Annotated in this window: 19 protein-coding genes, 2 tRNA genes and 1 pseudogene; 3 read left to right on the top strand and 19 right to left on the bottom strand. The window is 56.3% G+C overall.

All coding sequences use genetic code 11. From position 1 onward, the window contains the following. Positions 1-144: 144 nt before the first annotated feature. The 3 genes and pseudogenes from DW724_RS09705 to DW724_RS09695 form a co-directional block, all read right to left on the bottom strand. Positions 145-822: pseudogene (locus DW724_RS09705) on the bottom strand (DNA/RNA non-specific endonuclease); the annotation flags it as partial. Continuing rightward, a complete protein-coding gene (locus tag DW724_RS09700; protein ID WP_118761314.1) occupies positions 810-1226 on the bottom strand; it encodes a hypothetical protein in 417 nt (138 codons plus the stop codon). The pseudogene DW724_RS09705 and the gene DW724_RS09700, both read right to left, overlap by 13 nt. 12 nt (positions 1227-1238) lie before the next feature. Next, positions 1239-2435, bottom strand: coding sequence for a hypothetical protein (locus DW724_RS09695; RefSeq protein ID WP_118761313.1), 1197 nt, complete (start codon positions 2433-2435; stop codon positions 1239-1241). A gap of 146 nt (positions 2436-2581) precedes the next feature. Between DW724_RS09695 and DW724_RS09690 the strand changes: the two genes are divergently transcribed. Beyond that, positions 2582-3649, top strand: coding sequence for a branched-chain amino acid aminotransferase (locus tag DW724_RS09690; protein ID WP_118729083.1), 1068 nt, complete (start codon positions 2582-2584; stop codon positions 3647-3649). Positions 3650-3747: 98 nt separating this feature from the next. Here the strand turns inward: DW724_RS09690 and yfcE are convergent, their stop codons facing one another. From yfcE to nifJ, 16 genes are all read right to left on the bottom strand, one after another. After that, positions 3748-4293: a phosphodiesterase gene (gene yfcE, locus DW724_RS09685; RefSeq protein WP_118761312.1), complete on the bottom strand. Its 546-nt coding sequence runs from the start codon at positions 4291-4293 to the stop codon at positions 3748-3750. Positions 4294-4301: 8 nt separating this feature from the next. Continuing rightward, positions 4302-5411 carry a tRNA 2-thiouridine(34) synthase MnmA gene (gene mnmA / locus DW724_RS09680; RefSeq protein WP_243105725.1) on the bottom strand — a complete coding sequence of 370 codons (1110 nt, stop codon included), beginning with the start codon at positions 5409-5411 and terminating at the stop codon, positions 4302-4304. A 95-nt stretch (positions 5412-5506) separates the two neighbouring features. Beyond that, positions 5507-5583, bottom strand: a tRNA-Pro gene (locus DW724_RS09675). A gap of 27 nt (positions 5584-5610) precedes the next feature. Beyond that, positions 5611-5687, bottom strand: a tRNA-Pro gene (locus DW724_RS09670). Positions 5688-5773: 86 nt separating this feature from the next. Further along, positions 5774-6592, bottom strand: coding sequence for a purine-nucleoside phosphorylase (locus DW724_RS09665; RefSeq protein WP_118761311.1), 819 nt, complete (start codon positions 6590-6592; stop codon positions 5774-5776). A gap of 12 nt (positions 6593-6604) precedes the next feature. Beyond that, a complete protein-coding gene (locus tag DW724_RS09660; protein ID WP_118761310.1) occupies positions 6605-7891 on the bottom strand; it encodes an amidohydrolase in 1287 nt (428 codons plus the stop codon). A gap of 18 nt (positions 7892-7909) precedes the next feature. Then, a complete protein-coding gene (locus DW724_RS09655; protein ID WP_118761309.1) occupies positions 7910-8401 on the bottom strand; it encodes a GNAT family N-acetyltransferase in 492 nt (163 codons plus the stop codon). 552 nt (positions 8402-8953) lie between these two features. Then, positions 8954-9658 (bottom strand): RNA polymerase sporulation sigma factor SigE, encoded by a 705-nt coding sequence (sigE, locus tag DW724_RS09650; protein WP_117751267.1) that lies wholly within the window; start codon positions 9656-9658, stop codon positions 8954-8956. Between the two features lie 13 nt (positions 9659-9671). Beyond that, complete coding sequence (locus tag DW724_RS09645) at positions 9672-10496, bottom strand: sigma-E processing peptidase SpoIIGA (RefSeq protein ID WP_118761308.1); 825 nt, start codon at positions 10494-10496, stop codon at positions 9672-9674. A gap of 280 nt (positions 10497-10776) precedes the next feature. After that, the gene (locus DW724_RS09640) at positions 10777-11781 is read right to left on the bottom strand and encodes a M42 family metallopeptidase (RefSeq protein ID WP_118761307.1); all 1005 of its coding nucleotides are present in this window, start codon (positions 11779-11781) and stop codon (positions 10777-10779) included. Then, on the bottom strand, positions 11778-12800 hold the full coding sequence (locus DW724_RS09635; protein ID WP_118761306.1) for a M42 family metallopeptidase: 1023 nt from the start codon (positions 12798-12800) through the stop codon (positions 11778-11780). The genes DW724_RS09640 and DW724_RS09635 overlap by 4 nt, the downstream gene beginning before the upstream one ends. Continuing rightward, on the bottom strand, positions 12797-13834 hold the full coding sequence (locus DW724_RS09630; protein ID WP_118761305.1) for a M42 family metallopeptidase: 1038 nt from the start codon (positions 13832-13834) through the stop codon (positions 12797-12799). Before DW724_RS09630 ends, DW724_RS09635 begins: the two co-directional genes overlap by 4 nt. Positions 13835-13951: 117 nt before the next feature. Next, positions 13952-15574, bottom strand: a complete 1623-nt coding sequence (locus DW724_RS09625; RefSeq protein ID WP_118761304.1) for an S-layer homology domain-containing protein — start codon at positions 15572-15574, stop codon at positions 13952-13954. 119 nt (positions 15575-15693) lie between these two features. Further along, positions 15694-16530 carry a hypothetical protein gene (locus tag DW724_RS09620; RefSeq protein WP_118761303.1) on the bottom strand — a complete coding sequence of 279 codons (837 nt, stop codon included), beginning with the start codon at positions 16528-16530 and terminating at the stop codon, positions 15694-15696. Between the two features lie 12 nt (positions 16531-16542). Next, complete coding sequence (locus DW724_RS09615) at positions 16543-17376, bottom strand: hypothetical protein (protein WP_118761302.1); 834 nt, start codon at positions 17374-17376, stop codon at positions 16543-16545. A gap of 646 nt (positions 17377-18022) precedes the next feature. Beyond that, entirely contained in the window at positions 18023-21583 is a 3561-nt protein-coding gene (nifJ, locus tag DW724_RS09610; protein WP_118761301.1) for a pyruvate:ferredoxin (flavodoxin) oxidoreductase, read from the bottom strand. Positions 21584-21901: 318 nt separating this feature from the next. On the opposite strand from nifJ, the gene DW724_RS09605 reads away from it, so the two are divergent. Both DW724_RS09605 and DW724_RS09600 read left to right on the top strand, forming a co-directional pair. Beyond that, positions 21902-23425 carry a YifB family Mg chelatase-like AAA ATPase gene (locus DW724_RS09605; protein ID WP_118761300.1) on the top strand — a complete coding sequence of 508 codons (1524 nt, stop codon included), beginning with the start codon at positions 21902-21904 and terminating at the stop codon, positions 23423-23425. Positions 23426-23552: 127 nt separating this feature from the next. Then, on the top strand, positions 23553-24785 hold the full coding sequence (locus tag DW724_RS09600; protein WP_118761299.1) for an S-layer homology domain-containing protein: 1233 nt from the start codon (positions 23553-23555) through the stop codon (positions 24783-24785). Positions 24786-24967: the final 182 nt, after the last annotated feature.

The following is a 24967-nucleotide window of genomic DNA, read 5'->3' as shown; positions in this document are numbered from 1 at the left end:
GAGAATAAAAGAAGCCGCCCGAAGGGCGGTTATTGAATAAACGCGCTTTGCGCGTTACCGAAATTCTCAATTTTCAATTCTCCATTCTCAATGAAAAAAAACAGCAAGTCCGACTGAACTTGCTGTTTTTCTTTACGCTGCCTGACTTTCGCCGGAGGCATAATCAATTTCCACGCCTGGCTGGACGTTATAGCAGTACACATTAAAGCAAATGCCTTCGCCGTCATCCTCGATCGACCACGCCTCCATCTGCACGCCCGAGGCAACAAGATTGCTGCCCTCAAACACCGGCGTGACCCGATAGAGCACATGGTTGCCGGTTTCCTTCACATAGTCAGCGACCATATTCTCAAACGGCAGCATACCCTCAATATTGAGGTATCGCGTGCCGGTGATCAGATTCTGCTTGTTGGCATTCTCGGCTGTAAGCTGCCAGCCGATCAGGTGACAGCGGTTATACAGGTATTTGCCGTCCACACAGTCATACTTGACGGTATGCCATCCGGTTGGCTTGACCTGACCGATCGAACCGCGTTTTTCTCCATCTGCGGGCATCAGATCCTGTCCGACATTGGCGTATGCCGTGCCGCACCGTCCGAGATAATCCAAATCCGAATATTCCTCAAACGATCCGGTCTCCTGTTTGTCTGCGTCGGTGAAGAATGGCTGATTGCCGTCGATCTCGACATAAGCAGAATCCGAGTAGGCGGGCAGATCGTCCATCGAAACCATACTGCTCGACGGCATGGGCAGTGCACAACCGGAAAGCAGCAGGCTGAGCACGAATACAATCGGCGCAAACGCGCGGGTCAATTTTCGCATTTAACAAATACTTCCTCTGTTATTTTCTCATGCGAGGAACCGGCAAATTCGGTCTCGCTTTGCTTCGTCCATCCGGTTTCCGGCAGGGTGAAATACCGGTCGGCGGGATAGACACGATTCCAGTGATATAATATCACCTGCTGCACCCTGTTTAAGTATGGTGCAGGATCGTGCACCTCAGCGAAGCAGTAATCGTCCTCTGCCGCCCGCTCGAGGCAATCCTCGGCGATGCAAAGCCGTACTGCCGTATCCGCTCCGAACAGCTTTGCGGTGTACGGACTTATCCACAGCCTGTGCATACCGCAGTGCATAAGAATGTGCTCATTCAGCACACGATCGCGGCTCTGGCGGCGATGGTTAAAGGCCAGGCCGCCTTTATCATCCACACATAAGATCAGCTTCATAGAGTCCTCCCTTCATCGGGTATCGGATGCACTGTTGACCGGCGCAACGCTGTATGTGATGCGTCCTGCCGAAATACCCTGCCGTCCGATATACGAGCACAGCGCTTCGGTCAGTCTCGGGGTTGCCTTGCTGTGGTGCAGCCGCACGACTACCACGCCGGACGTGGAGGCGAAATACTGTACGGTCTGCGTATACGCTTCCGCCGCATTTTTCTCGGCATCGCCGCTGTCCAGACCGGCATCCCACAGGCGGTAGCCTGCGCCGATGAGCACGCTGCGCTGTGCTTCGGTGAGTGCGTCGCTGCCGCTCTGGTTGGCGGCTATGCGGGCTGCAACACCGGTCAGCAGTGTCAGGCGCTCGTTCGCAGCGGCAAGGTCGGTCAGCATGTCTGCTCCTGTGGTTTTGCTGTCCGCCTGTAGCAGAAAGGCTGCCGTATGTCCTTCCGCTGCGATTCGGCGAACCAGATCATCGTCCCATTCGGAGGTATCCGTCGGCAGGAAAAACGCCGCCTGCCTGCCTGCGTCATGCAGATTGTCCAGAACAGCCGCCGTGTTTTCGTTCGGCGCGCCGTAATAGGCAAGATACACGCGGACCGGCTTCTTCGCCGGCTTTTCCTCTACCTTCGGTATTTCGATGGTATCGTTGTCCACCGGCTTTGCCGGTGCCGGATTGGTATTCGTGTTATTGCTGCGGTCCGACCCGGAAGTGCTGCCCTTGTAGTTGTCGATCGTGTTCTCAATCACCTTGGTATGCGCCGCAATAAACGCCGAATCGCTCTGTGCCGAGCCGTCCGCGACACGCAGCACATTTTCCCCCTGCAGGGTCAGTGAAGAATAGGTAAAGCCAAACTTCGCACAACACAGCTTGACCGGCACATAAACCGTTCCGTTCATCTCATACGCGGGTGTGGAATAGCTGTTCAGATTCTGATCGTACACATAGCCTTCCGCAGTCGAAAAGCTGAGCGTTTCGTCGTTTGCGGAAAGATCGAGCACGCCGTCATTCTCCGAGGCAGACACACCGAGCGTGGTAAACACACTGTACGGCACATAGGTTTCGCCGCCGAGACGTGCAGGCATGGTGCTCTCGTCGAGCGGCAGGATGGAGTCGTTTACCGCTGTCAGCGTCACCGCATGCGCCGGTGCAGGCAGAAACGTCAGCAGCAGCGCGGCACACAGCACACAGCTGATGATTTTTTTGATACGCACTCACTCCTTTCAGCAATTCGTACGAACATATTATACCAAAGCACAGCGGGTTTGTCACCCTTTCTGCCGAAAAACACCTTGCGTTGTGAGAATCGAGTGCTATAATAAAAGAGTACAAATTCTTATAAAGAAAGAGTGAATCAACCATGCTGCAGATCACAACACAGCGCACTACTACTCCTAAAGCAAAGCCGGACGAAAGCAGCCTCGGCTTTGGTGTTCATTATACCGATCATATGCTGATCATTGATCACGATGAGGAACAGGGCTGGCACGATGCCCGCATCGTACCGTATCAGCCGCTTGAGCTTGATCCGGCAGCGATGGTTTTCCATTATGCAATGGAGTCCTTTGAGGGTCTGAAGGCTTACCGCACCCCGGACGGCTCCATTCAGCTGTTCCGCCCGGACAAGAATGCACAGCGCATGATCAACACCAACCATCGTATGTGCCTGCCGAGCCTGCCGGTAGAGGATTTTGTTCAGGCTGTCAAGGCCATTGTTTCCTTCGATCAGGACTGGGTTCCGCACGCTGAGGGCACCAGCCTGTACATCCGTCCGTTTGTAATCGCTACCGAGCCGCATCTGGGCGTTCGTACCTCCCGCACTCACAAGTTCATCATCGTATGCTCTCCGGTCGGCGCATACTACTCCACCGGCATCAATCCGGTTAAGATCTTCGTCGAGGATGAGTACACCCGTGCCTGCCCGGGCGGCACCGGCTTCACCAAGTGCGGCGGCAACTACGCTGCATCCCTGATCTCTCAGGTAAAGGCACACGAGCTGGGCTACGAGCAGACCCTGTGGCTGGACGGCGTTGAGCACAAGTACGTTGAGGAAGTCGGCTCCATGAACTGCTTCTTCAAGATCGACGGCACCGTTTACACTGCTCCGACTGTTGGCACCGTTCTGCCGGGCGTTACCCGTATGAGCTGCATCGAGCTGCTCAAGCACTGGGGCATTCCGGTATCCGAGGAGCGCCTGCCGATCGCTGACGTTATGAAGGCTTCCCACGACGGCAAGCTGGAAGAGGTATTCGGCACCGGTACTGCTGCTGTTATCTCTCCGGTTGGCGAGCTGCGCTATGAGGGCGATGTTGCTCACATCAACAACGGTGAGATCGGTGAAGTTACCCACAAGCTGTACAACACCCTGACCGGCATCCAGTGGGGCAAGCTGCCGGATGAGCTGGGCTGGACCGTGAAGGTAGACTAATTTCGATTAAAAGGCGAAGCCTTTTAGCGGACGCGGTTTGCAAGCAAACCGACATTCAATAAAAAAGAGGCTGACAGCTGTGAACTGTCAGCCTCTTTTTACAATGCAAGCGTGTGATATGGTTCGCCGCTCAGCGTTTTCCATGTAAAAACGCCGTTTTCGAGTGTCATATAGCCATGTGCGGTATCATTTTTCGGGATGGACACTGAACCCGGGTTCAGATACAGGTTTTCCCTGCCAAACGGCTCCCATGCCGGAATATGCGTATGTCCGTGCAGCAGCACATCGCCCTGACGCAACGGAGGCGGTGTTTTCGTGTTGAATTGATGTCCGTGCGTGACATACACCAGCCGCTCCCCTGCCGGCAGGACGGCATAGTCCGCGAGGATTGGAAACTCGAGTACCATCTGATCCACCTCGGTGTCGCAGTTGCCGCGCACACATAGGATTATATCCGCCATGCCGTTCAGCATGGCAATCACCTTCTTCGGCGCGTAATCGCGCGGCAGATCGTTTCTCGGACCGTGGTAAAGAATATCGCCGAGCAGCAGCAGACGCGCAGCCTGCTCGCGCTCGAACGCCTGCAGCAGCTGTTCGCAGTAGTATGCTGAGCCGTGAATATCGGATGCAATGAGAAATTTCATGCCGCGCCTCACCTGCCCGCCTGCTTTGGCACATCCACGATGGTGCCGCCGCCTACAACTACATCGCCGTCATACAGCACCGCCGCCTGACCAATTGCTGCGGCTCTCTGCGGCTCGTCAAACACCAGCTTGACGCGGCCGTCCTCCATTGGCGAAACCGTCACCGGCTGCTCCGGATGGCGGTAGCGAATCTTCGCCTTGATATGAATCGGCTCGGTCAGCTCCGGAATCGCAATCCAGTTCATGTCATCTACGATCACAGTGTCCGAGAACAGCGCTGCCTCCGGTCCGACCGAAACCGTGTTCTTCTCCATATCCTTGCCGCAGACGTACACCGGCTCACCCATCGCAAGACCGAGGCCGCGTCTCTGGCCGACGGTATAGCGGACAGCACCCTTGTGCTTTCCCACCGGCTTGCCGTCCAAATCGAGGAAATCGCCTGCCGGATAGTGCTTGCCCGTGTACTGCTCCATGAACTTGACGTAATCGCCGTCCGGCACAAAGCAAATATCCTGGCTGTCGTGCTTGCGTGCATTGCAGAAGCTGAGCTGCTCCGCCAGCTCGCGGATCTCCGGCTTGTTGCGGTCGCCCAGAGGAAATTTGGTGTGCGCAAGCTGCCGCTGCGTCATTGTGTACAGCACATAGCTCTGGTCCTTGCCCGCGTCCACACCCTTTTTGAGCAGCCAGCGACCGGTCTGTTCGTCCTGCTCAATGCGGGCGTAGTGACCGGTGACAACGTAATACAGGCCGTGCTGCTCGGCAAAATCCAGCAGCTTGTCGAACTTCATAAAGCGGTTGCAGTCAATGCATGGATTGGGCGTGCCGCCTGCCTCATAAGTGCGGACAAACTTGCCGATGATCTTCTCCTGAAAATCCAGTGTAAAATCCAGTACCTCATACGGAATATCCAGCTGAAATGCAACCTCACTTGCGTCCTCGATATCCTTTTCCGAACAGCAGGTGCGGAAATTACATGCACCGAGATCCTCGTTGCGGTACAGCCGCATGGTCGTGCCCATGCAGCGGAAGTCCGCCTGCCGCATCAGGTAAGCCGCGATCGAGCTGTCTACGCCGCCGCTCATCGCAATGAGTGCGGTCTTCTGTTCTGCGTTCTGCATCAATGCCGTCCTCTCTTTCGATATAGTAAGTGGTAAGTAAAATTTTCATCAGATAGCAAAAAACTCCGAAAACCATGTGGTTTCCAGAGTTTTTGTGGTCGAGGTGACAGGATTTGAACCTGCGGCCTCTTCGTCCCGAACGAAGCGCTCTACCAAGCTGAGCCACACCTCGAAATATTGTTATTTGATTTGAAAAAAGTGGTCGAGGTGACAGGATTTGAACCTGCGGCCTCTTCGTCCCGAACGAAGCGCTCTACCAAGCTGAGCCACACCTCGAAATCAAGCTGCCAACGCTTTTCCGTGACAGCTTTATTAGTATATCGCAGAAATCGCTTTCTGTCAACACTTTTTTGAAATTTTCCTTAAATTTTCTCGAGCAGCTTTGCCACCAGACGGCGCAGCTCTGCGCCGCGGCGCTCGGCAGTCTCGTTGACCTCAGCGCCCGAGAGCGGCTGCATAAGCACGCCCGCCGCCATATTGGTGATCATGGCAATACCGACGAGCGGCAGACCGCAGTGCGCGGCCGCAATGACCTCGAACACGGTGGACATGCCGACCGCATCCGCACCGAGCGTACGGAACATGCGAATCTCCGCCGGTGTCTCAAACTGCGGGCCGTTTACGCCGCAGTATATGCCCTGATGCAGCTTAAGACCGCAGTCCGCAGCGGCCTGCAGGGCTTTTTCTCCCAGTTCGCGGCTGTAGGCGAACGTCATATCCGGAAAACGAGTACCGAGTTCAGGATCGTTTTTACCGGTCAGCGGACTTTTGCCGGTCATGTTGATGTGGTCGGTGATCAGCATAAAATCGCCCGCATGATAGCCGGTGTTGATGCCGCCGGAGGCATTCGTCACGACAAGCGCCTTCACGCCCAGCGCCTTCATCACATAAACCGGATACGCCACCTCGTCCGGCGCGTAGCCCTCGTAGCCGTGCAGACGGCCCTGCATGCAGATAACACGGCGTCCGGCCAGCGTGCCGCATACCATGCGTCCTGCGTGGTCAGGCGCGGTGGATACCTTAAAATGCGGAATCTCGCCGTAAGGTACATACGTCGGGTTCTCCACCTCATCCGCCAGCGGACCGATGCCCGAGCCGAGCACCAGTGCAATTTCGGGCACAAACGGCAGCTTTTCTTTAAGATATGCTGCAGATTCCGCTACATTTGCTTTTGTCAGCATAGGTCTCCCTCCTTACAGCTGGCGCAGGATAGCGTCCGTGCGCTTCTGCGTTTCCGCCTTTACCTTTTCAATGTCGATGGTCTTGAATTCACCATCGCGGTACAGCACCTCGCCGTCCACCATGGTCAGGCGAACGTCCGCGCCCTGAGCCGCATAGACCACGTTGCAGGCGGCGTCGGTCATCGGTGTAAACTGCGGTGTATCGGTGTCGATGACGCACAGGTCAGCCTTATATCCAACCGCCAGCTTGCCGCAGTCCGTGCGCCCCTGCGAGAGCGCACCGGCGCGCGTTGCCGTGTGCAGCACCTGTGCAGGCGTCAGCAGCGTAGAATCGTGATAGAACCCCTTGTAAACCACACCGAACAGGTAAATATCCTGCAGAATATTCAGGTTGTTGTTGGAGGCTGCGCCGTCTGTGCCGAGCGCGATATTGATGCCCTTCTCCAGCATTTTCGGGATATTCGCGTAGCCGGATGCCAGCTTGAGGTTGCTCGCCGGGCAGCACGCCACGGAAACGCCGTGCTTTTTGAGGATATCGAAATCCTCGTCCTCCAGCCAGACGCAGTGCGCCGCCGTGGTCGGGGAATCGAAAATACCGTGCGCCTCCATGTACGCCGCCGGCGTCAGGCCATGACGCTGCTTGCACTCCTCGTGCTCGGTCTGCGTCTCGGACAGGTGGATGTGGATACGCGCACCCGCGTCCTTCGCGTGGGCGGCTACCGCCTCGACCACTTTGGGTGTCGAGGTATACTCGCCGTGGATACACAGATCACCGATCAGACGGCCGCCCAGCTCACCGTTCCACTCGTTCAGCAGGCGCAGATTGTCCTTGTAGGCGGCAAGGCTCTCGTAGTCGCTGTCGTCAAATACGGTCAGGCCGCGGCTGAGGTTGCACTTGATGCCGCTCTCGCGTATCGCGGGCATCATGCCGTCGAAGAAGAAATACATATCCGAGAACGAAACCGTACCGCTCGCCAGCATTTCCGCGATGGAAAGCTGCGTGCCGTAGTACGCCGCCTCGTCGTCAATCTTGTCCTCAAACGGAAATACCTTCTCACCCAGCCAGCGCTGCAGCGGCAGATTTTCCGCGTAGCCGCGCAGCAGCGTCATCGGCGCATGGCTGTGCACGTTGTAAAAGCCGCTCATCAGCAGACGGTGTTTGCCGTCGTAACGCTCGCCGTAATCCTCCTGCGGCTCGGCATCGCCGATATAGGCAATCTTTCCGTCCTTCACGCCAACGTACTGCCCGCGCTTGAACGCAAAATTCTCATCCAACAGATCAATATTGCAAAAAAGCATTGTTTTCTCCTTTTCTCTTTATAGAACGTGGTAATGCGGGATAATATCCTCGTATTCGCCGTCCTTGTTCAAAAATCCGCCCGGAATCCCGCCAAGCTGTGTGAATCCCAGCTTTTTGTACAGCGCAAGCGCACCCGTGTTGCTCTTGACGACGGCGTTGAACTGCAGCACGCGGAATCCGCACGTTTTTCCCTGTGCAATGCAGTGCTTTACCAGTTTTTCACCGATATGCTGTCCGCGCACGGTCTTTTTGACGGCGTAGCTGGCGTTACAGATATGACCGCAGCGGCCCACATTGTTCGGGTGCAGAATATACAGACCGACCAGCTCGCCAGTTGCCGCGTCGTACGCTACGCCGGTATAGGTCTGCTCAGTGAAAAAGGCATGACCGGTCACCTCGTCCAGCTTTTCCATCTGCGGAAAGGCTTTACCGTCCTCAACGACCTCGTTCCAAATTTCTGCTGCCTGTGCAGCGTCACGCTGCTCGTACTGCCGAATTTCGATCTGCATGGTATCTCATCCCTTGGGTTTTCTTTTATTATAGCATAGTGCAGGAGAAAAGAAAACTGTCGCATCGGCTGCAAACCGAGGAAACGCGCTGACGCCGCGCGGGCGCACAGTGTGCGCCCATTTCTCTACCTCTACGCAACGTCAGATACCTTACCGCTACACATGCGGGTTACTCTCCGCAAGCGCGGCATACATGACAGTGTCGCGCAACTCGTTGGCCTGGAGAATATTCTGCACAACATTTGTGAATTATCTGCGACTTGCCGAACGATACCCCATTGCGTTCTCTCCCCTCTCAACTTTTCACTCCTCACTCTTTCTTAAGGCAACACCGCACAATTAAAGCGGCGGCTCCTTGCGCAGGCTCCGGTCGCGCTGCCGCGGTGCTTTGCGGAAATTTTGTGTCCTGACTTTGGCTTCGGTTCCTTGCGCGAGTTCCGTCCGCGCTGCCGAAGTTTCACGGTAATACATCAAGTATTACCGCAAAACTGTGCCTCGTCAGTACGCAAAATTTACTCGCAAATCACTCTTGTTCAATTATGCGGTATTGCCTTAAAACGCCGAATACTTCAAAATATCTTTTCGCATTCGCGCGATAATCCGCTTTTCCAGCCTTGAAATGTAGCTTTGCGAGATACCCAGCAAATCCGCGACCTCCTTCTGCGTCAGCGCCTTCGGCGTGCCGATGCCGAACCGCAGCGAGATGATCTGCCGCTCTCTCGGCGGCAGATGACCCAGTGCACGATGCAGCAGCATTTTGTCCACATCGTCCTCGAGCGGCCGCATGACGCTGTCCGGCTCGGTGCCGAGAATATCACTCAGCAGCAGCTCGTTGCCATCCCAGTCCGAGGACAGCGGCTCGTCGATGGAAACCTCGCTCCGCCGTCCGGCAATCTTGCGTAGATGCATGAGAATCTCGTTTTCGATACACCGCGATGCATATGTCGCCAGCTTGACGTTTTTGTCGCTCCGGTAGGTGCTCACCGCCTTGATGAGTCCGATCGTTCCAATAGAAATTAAATCTTCTGTTCCCACACCGCTCGACTCAAACTTGCGCGCCAGGAACACCACCAGCCGCAGATTGTGCTCGATAAGACAGTTGCGCGCCGCAACATCGCCCCCGCTGTTCGCCTCCACGGCAGCGGCCTCTTCCTCCGGAGACAACGGCGGCGGCAGAACATCGCTGCCGCCGATATAATGTACGCCTTGCGCTCGAAACCGCCGCAAAACCATCTTTAACCACTGCAGAAATTTCATTTTGCTCTCCCTTTCACACCCCGATAAGTCCCTCGTACGCGCCCTGTCCGATGGAGACCGCACTGACCGCACACACACAGTCGAGTGCCGTGCCGTCCGCTCTCAGCACGCTGTCCGGCCGGAAATACAGCAGCAGACCGCCATCCGTGCCGACCGCGTGAAACGGCAGCAGACCGCAGCGTGCAGCCAGATTTTCCGGCAGAGCCGTCAGCTGCGCGGACGCACTGCCGAACGGCAGTTTCGTGTCCAGCAGGCACTCGGCGGCCTTGTGCTCGAGCACCACGACCGGCTTTCCGGAAACCGGTTCGGTCAGGTCGTTGCCTGTGTCGTGCAGCACGCGCACGGCGGTCTGCCGAGTGCCGAACCGGATGGTCAGCGTTTCCGTTTCGCGGTGCAGCGCACCGTGCTTCGCGTCTCCGCGCAGGAGTATCCCGCTTGCCGCGTAGCCGACAGCTGCCGCCAGCACGAGCACCTGTATCGGCACCGCAAAGTAGTACCCGCATGAGAGCAGCAGCCTCCTGCCGCTTGCGGCACTCAGCGCCGCCGCCAGTCCGGCGAACGAGGCCGCGACTACGCCGTACAGTGCACACAGCCGCGCAAGGTGCCGCTCTCTGCCGAAAGCGACCATGCACAGGCCCAGTCCTGCAAGCAGGCGCAGCGGCGCGAGTGTCAGCACCGGCCAGACCGCACCCAGCACGGCATAGCCGCCGCCGAGTGCTGCTGAGAAAATCAGCCGCATTTTCCGCACCTGCACGCCGCCTAAGCGAGCCGCCGCAAGCAGTGTTGCGCCATCCATCAGCGCGTTGACGGCAAACAGCACATCCAGATAGACGACCATACCGCACCTCCCGAACAAGATTCAGTATAGCACGGACAACGTGCACGTTTTGCCGAATAAAGAGCGTAAAATGCCCAAAGCCGCTCTACCATAAGGTAGAACGGCTTCAGGCAAAGAGTAGTATGTAAGTAAGATGTGGTCGAAATGAGAAAGGGTATAAAAAAACAGCAAGAGTCCTGCACCTTTTATCGGTATCAGCCCCTTGCTGTGTCTTTATCATACTGCAAAATCGGCAGCTTGTCACCTGTCGTTTTTACAACATTCCCAGTAACTCTATCGGTTATTTTTGGAGTGCATACTGTGTCAGCAGTTTTGCCGCGTCCTCTACATCGGAAACCGCGCACAGCTCGCTCGGAGAATGGATATAGCGAGTCGGGATGGAGACCGCGCCTGCCTGCACGCCCGCGCGTGCCTTCTGCAGCGCCGACGTATCCGTGCCGCCGCACAGCAGGATTTCGCGCTGCGCGGATACACCGCAGTCCTTCGCCGCCTGCTCGAGCGCATCTACAACCGCCGGTGTGCAGATAACCGAGCGGTCCATCACCTTGACTGCCGGTCCCTTGCCCAGCTCGACCGCCATCGCGGACTTCATCTCCGGCAGGTCGCCGGTATCGGTCACGTCCACTGCGATAGCCGCATCCGGCTCAACTGCGAACGCTGCCGCGCCTGCGCCGCGCAGGCCAACCTCCTCCTGTGCCGTAAACACGAAGTACAGGTCGTTCTCGATTTCCTTATCCGCCAGCTGCTCCATCATCAGCAGGAGCGTCACACAGCCGATGCGGTTGTCCAGATACGGACCGCACAGCACGCCGTTCTGCTCGAACCGCGGTGCCTCGTACACAGCGAAATCACCGATCTGCACCAGCTTGCGCGCTTCCTCGGCGTTCTTTGCGCCGATGTCGATGAACAGATTATCCAGCGTCAAATCCTTGAGCGGCGTCTTTTCCTCGTACGAGATCACGCCGCGCGTGCCGTTGGCAAACTTCACCTGAATATTCAGCAGGTCACCGACATACAGGCCGCCGATCTGCGAAAAACGGATGAAACCCTTGTCCTCAATATAGGTGGCAACTACGCCGATGGAGTCCATATGCGCGGCAAACAGCAGCTTTTTGCCGCCCTTTACGCCTTTTTTACGGCAGATAAGATTGCCGAGCGCATCTGTCGTTACATCGTCGATATACGCGCCTGCAATCTCCGCGATGGTTTCGCGCACCGCATCCTCACGGCCGGAAGGGCCGAATGCACCCGCGACCGTGTTCCATAAATCAAAAATCTTGCTCATTCGTCGTTCCCTCCGAGTTCTTCCAGAAATGCGCGTGCGGCAGCGAGCACCGCTTCGCAGTCGGCTACTGCCGCCACCGAGGACGGCGAGTGAATATAGCGTACCGGAGCCGCGGCCGCGCACACGCGCACGCCCGCACGGCTCTTGTGGATGCGGCCTGCGTCCGTGCCGCCAGCTACGCGCGTTTTCGTCTGCCAGCGGATTCCGCGCTTGTCGCAGGCATTGCGCATAAGTTCAAACAGCTCCGCATCGTAGATAGTCGCGCCATCCATGAACGGCAGAACAACACCGCCGCGTACGCGGCAAACGGCTTTGCCGCCTTCCACTTCTGCGAGATCAGCAGCTGTCGTACCCTCGAGCACCATTGCAAATCCCGGGTCGAGCGCATACGCCATGCTTGCCGCACCGCGTAGACCGACTTCCTCCTGCACAGTAAAGCAGAACCAGGTGTCGATCGGCGGCTCGTCCTCGATGAGCTTGAGGAGCGCAGCACAGCCGACGCGGTCATCAATCGCCTTGGCCTTGATAAGACCGTCGCCGAACTCGACAACCGCCGAGTCGAACACGCCGTAATCGCCAAGCGAAACCTTGTCCTCGGCGGCAGCTTTGCTCGCTGCACCGATGTCGATATACAAATCCTTGGTCTTGGGCATGGTGCGGCGCTCTGCTGCGGTCGTCAAATGAACTGCCTTGATGCCGATCACGCCCTGCACATCACCGAAGCGAACCGGTCGGCCGATGACAACACGCGGGTCCACGCCGCCGACAAAGCCGAACTTCAGCATGCCGTCGTCCGTAATCTGCTTGATGATAACGCCGACCTCGTCCATGTGCGCGCACACAACGACCGGACGCTCGAGCGCCTTTTTGCCCTTTCGGAACACCATAATATTGCCGATGGCATCGGTCTTTATCTCGTCCGCGAACGGCTTTACCTTCTCGAGCACAAACTCGCGCACCGCATCCTCACAGCCGGACGGCCCCGGCAGTGCGCACAGCTGCTTCATCAGTTCGATCATGCGCCCACCTCCCCGTCAAATCCGCGCAGAAATTCCGCCATCAGGTCAGCAACCGCCTGCACATCAGACAGCTTCACAACCTCGACCGGCGTATGCATGTATTTTTCCGGAATGGACAGCAGGCCCATTGCGATACCGTGGCCGACGATCTGCATCGTCCACGCATTCGTGCCGGTGTTGCCCTCCATAATTTCAAGCGTATAGTCGATGTCGTTCGCCTTGGCGGTCTTGATGAGCGCCTTGGTGAAGCCGCGGTGCAGGTTCGGACCCATGCCGACCGCCACGCCGCTGCCGAGGTCGAACACACCGTCCGACGGACCATCCGGCGTTCTGCCGTGGGTCACATCCACTGCGATGGCGTACTCCGGCTGAACCGTAAACGCGCCGGTCTGCGCACCCAGTTCGGTGACCTCCTCCTGCGTGCTGATGAGCACCGCGACATTGCACTTCAGCTTGTCCTTTGCCGCGTGCAGCTTCTCCATCGCCAGCAGGATGGCGGCAACGCCCGCTCGGTCGTCAAGGCACTTGCTGCAAAGCTGACCGCCCGCCAGCTTGATCGGCTGCTGCGCGAACACGATCGGCGTGCCCACGCGAATGCGGCTTTTGGCATCGAGCAGACCGGTGTCAATCGCCATCTGGTCGATCGGCACGGCCTTGTTCTGCTCGCCTGTTTTGAGCAGGTGCGGCGGCATGCAGGATACCACGCCGTACAGCGGTTCGTCCGCGAGAATGGTCACCTCACCGCCGAGCAGCATGCGCGGGTCCACACCGCCGACCGGCGCGAACCGCAGAAAGCCGCCGTCCAGCACCTCGGTAACAAGAAAGCCGATCTGGTCGAGATGTGCGTCCAGCAGGACGGTTTTCGCGCCCTCTTTACCGCAGGACAGGCTGCCGATCACGTTGCCGTTCTTATCCGCGTCCACGGTGTCGCAGTACGGCCGGAACAGCTCCGCGACGGCCTTTGCCGCCTGCATTTCAAAGCCGCTGACCGCCGGCAGTGCACACAGCGTCCGCAGCGTTTGTTCTAACTGCAAGGAAATTCCTCCTTTTTTCGTCTTTTATCGTACAGGTTCTATTATAACCGTTTCATTGCTCGGTTACAAGGTACAGCAAATGAAAAAGGCACCGAGTCGGTGCCTTTTTCGTGTTTATCAGATTTCCTCACCGGTCGGGAGGTACAGCTTATCCATTACGCGGACACAGCCGTTTTCAAAGGTGATTTCCTGCGTCATTGCACCATCGTTCTTGATGGTGCCAAGCGTCGTGCCGAAGCGGTCAAAGCAGGTAACGGTGTGCGCATCCGTGCGAAGCGCATACACGCCTGCACCGTCGGTCGGCAGTGTGCCCGGACGGCCGTTCGGGCACTTTACGCGGAACAGAACCTTGTTCGTGCCGTCCGCATCACAGCGGATGTACTCGTATTCGGTATTGCTGATCCAGCGGCTGTAAATATTCTGACCGACCTCATTGAACGCATTCTGATAGGTCTTTGTCAGCTTTTTGCCCTTGAAGTTGTAGAGTGCGTAATAACCGGTCGATTCTGCGGCGATGTAGGTATCGCTGTACTGACTTACATCCAGCGCATGAGAGCTGGATGCAATGCGCTTGCCGCCTACGATAATCGTGTACGAGGTATTATCATCCATTGTTGCAACGAAGCGATCACCTGTGTTATCCGAAATATACATTTTCTTGTGATCGAGCGCAAAATTCATACTCCACACAGTTTTGCCCGCAGTATCAATAGCACGAATGGTCTTGCTGTCCACGCGAACAACTGCTTTGCCGTCCTTGAAGACGGTCAGGTGGTCATACGTTTGGTTAGCCTTGGTACCGTCCGTGAAAATCATATAATCCTTGCCGTACGTTATACTGTCAATATTCATCGGAATCGCCCAGCCTACCTGCTCACCGTCCACCGTAGCAAGTGCATAATTCTCCAGAGTTTCACCGGTTTTCATATTATATACAGTGTATTCCCGACTGTCCTCTCGATATAGATAGACCCACTCGCCAAATACCGTAATAGCTGTGAATTCACCATTGTATTTCTTGTAATTGGTCAATAGCTTGTTACCCTTGGCATCCTCAAGGTGCATCTGTACATTAAAACCGTCATCACTGTCAACAACAACAGTATACTTAGCCGCGGTCTTGCTCGGCACCTCGGCATACTTGGTATCATACAGGCGCAGCATGGTCGCGATGGACTGCTCGTGCGTATAGCTGTTATTCGGTGCAAAACGATTTCCGCTGACGCCGTTCATTACGCCCTGATTGTAGACCCAGTACACATCGCTGCGTGCCCACGCCTGAATGTCCGCGCCGTCCGCAAAAACGTGCGGCATACGGTCCTTTACGTTGTCCTTGGCATTCTTGCGCAGATTGCCCAGACGGTGCAGCATGCTTGCCGCCTGCTGGCGGGTCAGCTGCTGCTGCGGTGCAAACTTTCCGCCGCCGACACCGTTTACCACGCCCAGAGCCGCGCAGAGCAGCACATCCTCATCCTTGGTATCCGAGAAGGAGACCACAGCCTTATCAACGGATTTTACGTTGCCGCTCTTTTCCCAGGTGCGATAAACCGCTGCCGCCAGCGCACAGAAATCCGCTCGGGTGATGCTCTGCGTGTACGCCTGATCAACCTGCTCCGGCACAATGCCCGCGTTCCGCGCGGTATCCACCGCCGACTTCGCCCAACTGCTCGGCGCTTCCGCTGCCGCAGCTGCCGTTACCAGCATAGCCGCAGATAAAATCGCTGCAATCGTTCGTTTCATAGAAAATCCTCCTTTTAATTCAGCGGTCAGTGATTTTTTCTTTGTTTTGGATATTGCGCGCGCTGTTTTCTGATCGCTGCATTGTATTTGACGTTGGTATCTGCAAAAGGTTCCCAGATTTATCGGGTAATGTCAAAAAAATCATTGACGGTGCAGGTCTGCAAAATACCGTCCGGCGTGTAGTATTCATCCCGCAGGACGCGCTGCTGCTCGTCAAACCATATTTTCTCGGTTACGCCATCCTCGCTGACGCAGACTGCGGTGTGCTCGGCGTCGTCATACGTCCACTCGTTGTTCTGCATCATTTCGTAATTCGGATCATGCACATTGTTTTCCATGCGCAGTATGGAACCGCGTGCATCCTTCACCGTGATCCATGTACCGGTCAGCACACCCTCAAAAACCGTACTGGTTCTGGTCGTTTCTCCGGTTTTGGGATTGTATTCCGACACTGTCTGTGACTGCATGTTGCCTGCCGTGTCGTAACTCCGCTCCAGATACGGTTCTTTCTCGTCTCCGCGATAGGTGTAAGTCTCTATTCCGTCCTCATCCTCCGTGCGAACGATACGACCCTGCTCGTCATACTCTGTGTAAGAAACCGTCTTTACACCGCAGGTTGTGGAATAACATGTCATTTTGCTGCCGTTGTAAACCTTGCGTTCACTGGAACTCACACCGAACGGACGCTTGCAATTCAGCGACCAGATCTCGCGGTTCTGCGCATCGTAGCCGGTGATCTTGAGATAGTACCATTCCTTCTCATCCGGTATCACGCGCGTTATCTTTTGCTGTTCAATCCGAGCAGCAGGCTGCATATACGCCAGAAGTGTCCAGTTTTCCGCTGTCGGACGGACATACCGCAGTCCGTTCAGCGATAAGCCGCCGAAAACAGCACCGCAGCAGACCGCAGTGCTCGCCGCCAGCATTCCGGCTCGTTTGAAGATGTTCTTCTTCATAAACGTACCTCTTCAGCGAGTGACATCGGTGTATGTTGTTGTAATCTCACGCGAAAAACCATCCTCCGAAAAGCTATATGCATTTTTTATCCAGCGTCCCTGTTCGTCATACCAGTATTTCTCGGTCGTGCCCTCCGCCTCGTCCACACAGGTGGCCGTGCGCGCGGCATCGTCATACGTCCACTGATAGTCACAGGTTCTCATCTGTCCGCCCGCGCTGACATGCACTTGCTTTACGATGTTGCCATGCGAATCCAGTATGCAGTACTGCGAGGCAAGATAGGTACCATCGTCCTCGTATATGTCCATATTGGTGACGGTACTGCCTGTTTGCGGGTCGGTTTCGGTGATCTTGCGGCCGGTCAACGCGCCCTGCGCGTTGTGCGTTTCCTCCAGATACGTTTCAGTCGCATCGCCGCGGTAGTAATACGTCGATATGCCGCCATAGTCGGTTTCCATACGGATAAGCCGTCCCTGTTCATCATACTGGCAAACCGAGTCCGCTTTTCCGCCCTGACCGAAGAAATACCGCGCCGATGTATTGCCGATGTACACATCACGGCTGCTGCCGACCGATGCCAGTTTGCCGAATGTCGTGCGCGACCAAATCTCACGATTCTGTGCATCGTATCCGGTGACAGTGTAGGTCGGGTCGCCCTCACCGAAGTCCATAACGCACTGCTCGATGCGTTCCGCCGGTTCGACCCACGGCAGCAGCCACCAGTTATCCGCCGTTGGCCTCATGTAGCGTAAGCCATTGAGCGCCAGCGCCCCGAAAACACCGGCTGTACAGGCAGCAGTTGCCGCTGTCAACATTCCCACACGTTTCAACAGATCTTTTTTCATTATGATCCCGCCCTTCTCTATCCAATTGTCCTGCCTGTCTTATTGATTTCAGTATAGCATAAATTTTTCCGGAAGGATATATCTCTTTATATTTTGAAACAGAAATGTATCATGCAGCCGCAAAATCGTTTGTCCGCGTCTGGTTGTCGGTGATGCGAGAGCGCACTGTACTCCCCTACGATTGCGCGTGTGCAGATGAATTTACAGGCGGTACGCCGAGGTCGGCGCACCCTACAGCAAAGTCTAACATCAAACATAATTCGCAGGTGCCGTCCGCAGCCACCAGACCAACGAGTTGCGCAACACGGGTATGTTGCGCCTGCATAGAGTAAACCGCATGTATAGCAGTAATGTATCTGTCATTGCGAATAGGTTGAGAAAGACACGGAAGTAAAAATCCCTCTGCTGTTCTCCTTTTCGAAGCGGTCGCCGGTCTCTGGTCTGCGCCAGACCAACAAATAAAGGGAAACGGGAGTTAAGAGGGTAGAAACCGTAGGTGTCTGCCCTCTTGCCCACCGCCGTGGGTACGGCGAACTCCTGCGCTCCGCAGAGCGCAACTCTCCGCTTGATTAAAACGCAAAAAAATCCCGCAGAGAAAGCCTCTGCGGGATTTATTATGCTATTTCAGCAAGCGCTTTGCGCGATCTTACGCCTCGGGAGCGTACAGATCCTGCAGGCGCTTCAGGTGAGCGTAACGCTTGGTAGACTCTACCTCGGAACGCTCGAACAGGCCCTCTGCACGATCCGGGAACGAACGGGTCAGTGCGGAGTAACGAGCCTCGCCCATCATGAACTTGCGGTAATCCTCGGTCTTGGGCTCCTTGGACTCCAGAATGAACGGGTTCTTGCCCTCGTCAGCCAGCTGCGGGTTGAAGCGGAACAGGTTCCAGTAACCGCAGTCAACAGCCTTCTTCATCTCAGCCTGGCAGTTGGTCATGCCGCCCTTGATGGAGTGCATCTCACACGGAGCATAGCCGATTACCAGCGACGGGCCCGGATAAGCCTCAGCCTCAGCGATGGCCTTCAGGGTCTGAGCCGGGTTAGCGCCCATAGCTACCTGTGCAACGTAAACGTAGCCGTAGCTCATAGCGATCTCAGCAAGGCTCTTCTTCTTGGTGGTCTTACCGGAAGCTGCGAACTGTGCAACAGCGCCGATGTTGGTAGCCTTGGAAGCCTGTCCGCCGGTGTTGGAGTAAACCTCGGTATCGAATACCATAACGTTTACGTCCTTGCCGGAAGCCAGAACGTGATCCAGACCGCCGAAGCCGATATCGTATGCCCAGCCGTCGCCGCCGAAGATCCAAACGGACTTCTTAGCGAGGTATTCCTTATGAGCCAGAACATCCTTGCAGTCCGGGCAGCCTGCTGCTGCACCCTTTTCGAGCTCTGCAACCAGTGCCTTTGCCGGCTCAGCGTTAGCAGCGCCGTTGTCCTTGGTATCCATGAAGGTGTTGACAGCGTTCTTGAAGTCGTCGGTAGCGTTCTCGGAGCCAGCCATAACCTCGAGCTTGGAGATCAGGCGCTCACGGAGAGCTTCCTGACCATAGTACATGCCAAGGCCGTGCTCTGCGTTATCCTCGAACAGGGAGTTAGCCCATGCCGGACCGTGGCCGTTTGCATCAACGGTGTACGGGGAGGTAGCAGCCGGGCCGCCCCAAATGGACGAACAGCCGGTAGCGTTGGAGATGTACATGCGGTCGCCGCAAACCTGAGTGATCAGGCGGGCGTAAGAGGTCTCTGCACAGCCTGCGCAGGAACCGGAGAACTCAAGCAGCGGCTTCTTGAACTGCGAATCCTTTACGGAGTTCGTGGAGATCATGTCGGCCTTCTCGGAAACCTTTGCTACGCAGTAATCAAATGCATCCTGCTGAGCAGCCTCGTCAGCCTGCGGAACCATAGTCAGGGACTTGGTCGGGCAAACGCCGATACATACGCCGCAGCCCATGCAGTCCAGCGGAGATACAGCCATGGTGTACTTGTAAACGCCCTTGCCCTTGCCGGCCTTGATGTCAACCAGCTTGGTGGAAGCCGGTGCTGCAGCAGCCTCTTCCTCAGTCAGAGCGAACGGACGGATGGTAGCGTGCGGGCAAACGTAAGCACACTGGTTACACTGAACACAGGTAGCCTCGTTCCACTGCGGAACGGTAACTGCTACGCCGCGCTTCTCGTAAGCAGCTGCGCCGTGCTCGAAGGAGCCGTCAACATGCTCGCCTGCGAATGCGGATACCGGCAGGGAGTCGCCGTCCATGCGGCCGATCGGCTCCATAACGTCCTTGACCATCTTAACGACTTCCGGACGGCCCTGCAGATCGCGGGTATCAGCCTCGTCCTGTGCGTCAGCCCAGTCAGCCGGTACGTCGATCTTCTTGAATGCGGTAGCGCCGATGTCGATAGCCTTGTGGTTCATATCAACGATGTCCTGGCCCTTCTTCAGGTAGGACTTGGTAGCAGCATCCTTCATGAACTGGATAGCCTGCTCGCTCGGCATTACCTTAGCCAGTGCGAAGAATGCAGACTGCAGAATGGTGTTGGTGCGCTTGCCCATGCCGATCTCGATAGCGAGGTCGATTGCGTTGATGGTGTAAAGCTGAACGTCGTTCTTAGCAATGTAGCGCTTCTCGGAAGCTGCCAGATGCTTGCTCAGCTCTTCCGGAGACCACTGGCAGTTGATGAGGAATACGCCGCCCGGCTTAACGTCACGCACGATCGGGAAGTGCTTGGTGATGTAGGACGGGTTGTGGCATGCTACGAAGTCAGCCTTGTTGATGTAGTAAGGAGAACGGATCGGCTTGTCGCCAAAACGCAGATGCGAAACGGTTACGCCGCCGGTCTTCTTGGAGTCGTACTGGAAGTAAGCCTGTACGAACTTGTCAGTGTGGTCACCGATGATCTTGATGGAGTTCTTGTTCGCACCAACGGTACCGTCGCCGCCGAGACCCCAGAACTTGCACTCGGTCGTGCCTTCTGCTGCGGTGTTCGGTGCCGGCTTCTCCTCGAGGGACAGGTAGGTAACGTCGTCGTTGATGCCCAGAGTGAACATCTTCTTCGGCTCTGCCTTAGCCAGCTCCTCGTATACAGCGAATACGGAGGACGGGGGCGTATCCTTGGAACCCAGACCGTAACGGCCGCCGGTTACTACCTTATCGGTGATGCCTGCATCAGCCAGAGCGGTAACAACGTCCATGTAAAGCGGCTCGCCCTGGGAGCCCGGCTCCTTGGTGCGGTCGAGGACTGCGATCTTCTTAGCGGTCTCCGGGATAGCTGCGATCAGCTTGTCAGCACGGAACGGACGGTACAGACGAACCTTAACCAGGCCGACCTTCTCGCCGTGTGCGTTCAGGTAATCGATAACTTCCTCTGCAACGTCGCAGATGGAGCCCATAGCGATGATAACGCGGTCAGCGTCAGCAGCGCCGTAGTAGTTGAACAGCTGGTAGTTGGTGCCGAGCTTGGCATTTACCTTGCCCATGTACTCCTCAACGATGCCCGGAACAGCTTCATAGAACTTGTTGGAAGCCTCGCGGTGCTGGAAGAATACGTCGCCGTTCTCGTGAGAGCCGCGCATCATAGCGTGCTCCGGGTTCAGTGCGCGCTTGCGGAATGCTTCAACAGCATCCATGTCGCACATTTCCTTCAGATCCTCGTAATCCCAAACCTGGATCTTCTGGATCTCGTGGGAGGTACGGAAGCCGTCGAAGAAGTTGATGAACGGAACGCGGGACTTGATGGTAGCCAGATGTGCTACTGCAGACAGGTCCATGACCTCCTGCGGGTTGGTCTCAGCCAGCATAGCGAAACCGGTCTGGCGGCAAGCCATAACGTCGGAATGATCACCGAAGATGTTCAGTGCATGAGATGCAACGGTACGAGCGGAAACGTGGAATACACACGGAAGCAGCTCGCCTGCGATCTTGTACATATTCGGGATCATCAGCAGAAGACCCTGAGAAGCGGTGTAGGTGGTGGTCAGCGCACCTGCTGCCAGAGAGCCGTGTACGGTACCCGCCGCACCTGCCTCGGACTGCATTTCGATTACCTTAACGGTAGTACCGAAAATGTTCTTCTGACCTGCGGCAGCCCACTGGTCAACGCTGTCTGCCATGGGGCTGGACGGGGTGATCGGATAGATACCCGCAACTTCGGTAAACGCGTACGATACGTGCGCGGCCGCAGTGTTGCCGTCCATGGACTTCATCTTTCTTGCCATGTTGATGTCCTCCTATAAAAAATTATAATTCTCAATCGGAATTAAAAGCCCTCGTTTTGGTGTATTTTAACCTAAACTAAGCCTTACCTGCCCCTTCATTGTAGCACTCACGCACAAAGTTGTAAACAGTAAATATACTATTTTCCGCACTATTTTTCAAATTTTGATAAGCCGTTTCGTATTGTGAAACGTATGCAAACTTTTTATCATGGAATTTCTGTGTTTTTTCCGTGTTTTTTATTGCGTAATCTGATGACACATAGTATAGTATTAGATGTATAGTTATCTGGTTATGTCATACGTATCGGAGGGATCGGCATGGTATCTCGCGTATTCTCCGCAGGACTGAGCGGCATTGACGGCTACATTGTCACCGTCGAGTGCTTCCTCTCCGGCGGACTTCCCCGGCTGGATGTCGTCGGTCTGCCGACCGGCGCGGTATCCGAAGCCGGAGAGCGCGTCCGTGCCGCCGCAAAGGCCTGTGCCTTTGACTGGCCCGTATCCCGACTGACCGTCAACCTCGCACCTGCCGACACCAAAAAGGCAGGAACAGCATACGATCTGCCCCTTCTGCTTTCCATTCTGGCGGCAGCGGGCGAGATCGACGCACCGCCCGACAACGCTCTCTTCTTCGGAGAGCTTTCCCTCACCGGAGAGCTGCGGCCTGTCTGCGGTGCGCTTTCCATGGCACTTGCTGCGCGTGATGCCGGTTTCAAAACCGTGTTCGTTCCCGCGATGAACGCCGCCGAAGCATCCTATGCTTCCGGTGTGACAGTGTTTCCGATCCGTACATTAAATGAGCTTCTCGGACATTTGAACGGCAGAAAGCCGCTCACGCCGTGTGCTCCTCCGCCCAGGCCCGAACCGCAGGACGATGCGCTGGATTTTGCGCATGTGCTCGGTCAGCACGCGGTCAAACGCGCGCTTGAGATCGCGGCTGCAGGCGGACACAACGTGCTTCTTTCCGGACCGCCCGGTTCGGGCAAGAGCATGGCTGCAAAACGCTTTTCCACCATCCTGCCGCCGCTGTCCGACAGCGAACGGCTGGAGGTTATCCGTGTCTGGTCCGCCATTGGCAGAGGGCAGGAGGCGGTCGAGCGTGCCGAACGGCCGTTCCGTGCACCGCACCATAATTCCTCGGCCAACGCGATGGCAGGCGGTTCGGGTGCCGCAGGCCGGCTGCCCGTCCCCGGCGAGATCACGCTCGCGCACCGCGGTGTGCTGTTTCTGGATGAATTTCCGGAATTCCGCCGCGATGTGCTCGAAACCCTGCGCCAGCCGCTTGAGGACGGCAGAGTTACCATCTCGCGTGTCGCCGGCCAAGTGACGTATCCGGCACGGTTTCAGCTCATTGCCGCGATGAATCCCTGCAAATGCGGCTGGTACGGCACGGAACGCTGCACCTGCACCAAGTCCGCCGTTCAGCAGTATCTGCACCGTCTGTCCGGTCCGCTGCTCGACCGAATCGACCTGCAGGTTGCTGTGCAGCCGGTTGAATACGCCGCGCTTGCCGCACGAGGTCAGGCCAGCGAGGAACACTCTGCCGACATTCGTGCCCGTGTGCTCGCCGCGCGCGAGCGGCAGTATGCCCGACAGGGCTCTGACGTATGCAACGCCGCGATTCCGCCGCCGCAGCTTGCCGAGCACTGCCCGCTGAGCGCGGATGCGTCTCGTATGTTTGCGGCCGCATTTCAGCGACTGGGGCTGACCGCTCGTGCGCATGACCGCGTACTGCGTGTTGCCCGCACGATCGCCGATCTGGCCGACAGCAATGTCATCGAAGCAGAGCATCTCGCCGAGGCTCTGCAGTACCGTTCACTCGACAGAGCCGCAGGTTCTTGACAGCTTGTGGAAAAGTCTGTGGATGATGTGTATAAATTTACAATTACTGTAATTTCGTCTAAATTCGACCATTTCGTTTTATTTAATTTTATCAGCAAACCAACAACCAGTCAGGAGGAAAAATTCAATGTCTCATCCTATCGCTCGCCGTGCCGGTATGCTTGCGCTGACTGCCGCAATGCTCATGCCAAGCGCGGGAGCATTATCCGATGTGTCCAGCTGGGCACAGGAAGGCGTTGCCGCTGCGCAGAATGCCGGTCTGGCACCTTCGTCCCTGGCCAACAGTGCCGCTTCCGGCTCTATCACCCGCGCAGAGTTCTGTGCCGTTGCGCTGAACGCCTACAAGGCTGTCAGCGGCAAGGCTGTCTATGTTTCGGGCAAAAAGCCGTTCGAGGACTGCTCGGACCCCAATGTCACCGCAGCTTACCTGCTCGGCATTGTAAACGGCCGCACCAACGGCAACTTTGATCCAGATGCCAAGATCAGCCGTGAGGAAATGTGCACCATACTCGACAACATCCTCGCCGCTGCCGATATCGAAGCAACCGAGATCGCAGGTGATGCCTGCATCGAGGATTACCCCGATGTAAGCATGATCAGCGATTACGCAATGCAGCCGGTCGTTATCATGGTCGATCATTCGGTCATCAACGGCATCACCGATACCAGCACGGACACCACCATTCTGGCTCCGTCCGGCACCACCACCCGTGAGCAGGCGCTGATCATGGCAAACCGCTTCTGCACCGCCTTCAAGCCGGATAAGACGCCGATTGCAGCGGTTGACGGCTCCACTAACCTGCCGACCACCGCCGGTTCTTCCACCTCTGCCGCAACCGCCATCACCGGTCTGCCGAAGACCGAGGCCGAGAAGATGACCTACGTTTACGGCGCAGGCAACGGCAAGTACCAGTCCGCAGCTGAGGCTGAGGCTCACATGGTAGAGATCGTGGTTCCGGTATGGCATCTGCAGTCCGACGGCACCAAGGTGGCCTCCAAGGCTTACCTGCAGGTAAACGCTTCGCTGGCTTCCATCTATCAGGCAATCTTTGAGGAGATCTTCAACGGCTCCGAGAAGTTCCCGATCTATGATGTAGGCTGCTACTCGTGGCGCACCGGCGAGCACTCGCAGGGCACCGCAGTTGATATCAACCCGGACGAGAACATGGAAGCTACCATCAACTCGGACGGTTCCCTGTCTCCGACCTGCGGCACCCACTGGACGCCGTATATTGATCCGTACTCCATCCCTGAGGGCGGCGATGTTTACAATGCCTTCACCAAGTACGGCTTTACCTGGGGCGGCAACGGCTGGCGCACCAAGCGCGACTACATGCACTTCAGCTACTTCGGCCGCTAAGCACTACATACGAAATGGCAAAAGAAGGGACGGCTTATCGTTAGCCGCCCCTTATCTTTTGTGAAATTTGTGTAACTTTACAGGAATTTTATTTGCATTTTTAGAATAACATGCTATAATAATATATAGAGTACATTAGTAAGGAGGCATGACATCATGAGAAGACTTTCTATTCCGCAGAA

Origin of the sequence: Butyricicoccus sp. AM27-36, from assembly GCF_003480945.1 — a bacterium.
Lineage (GTDB): Bacteria > Bacillota > Clostridia > Oscillospirales > Butyricicoccaceae > Agathobaculum > Agathobaculum butyriciproducens.
Note: the sequence above shows the minus strand (reverse complement) of the source record. Positions and strands in the feature narration are given on the sequence as shown.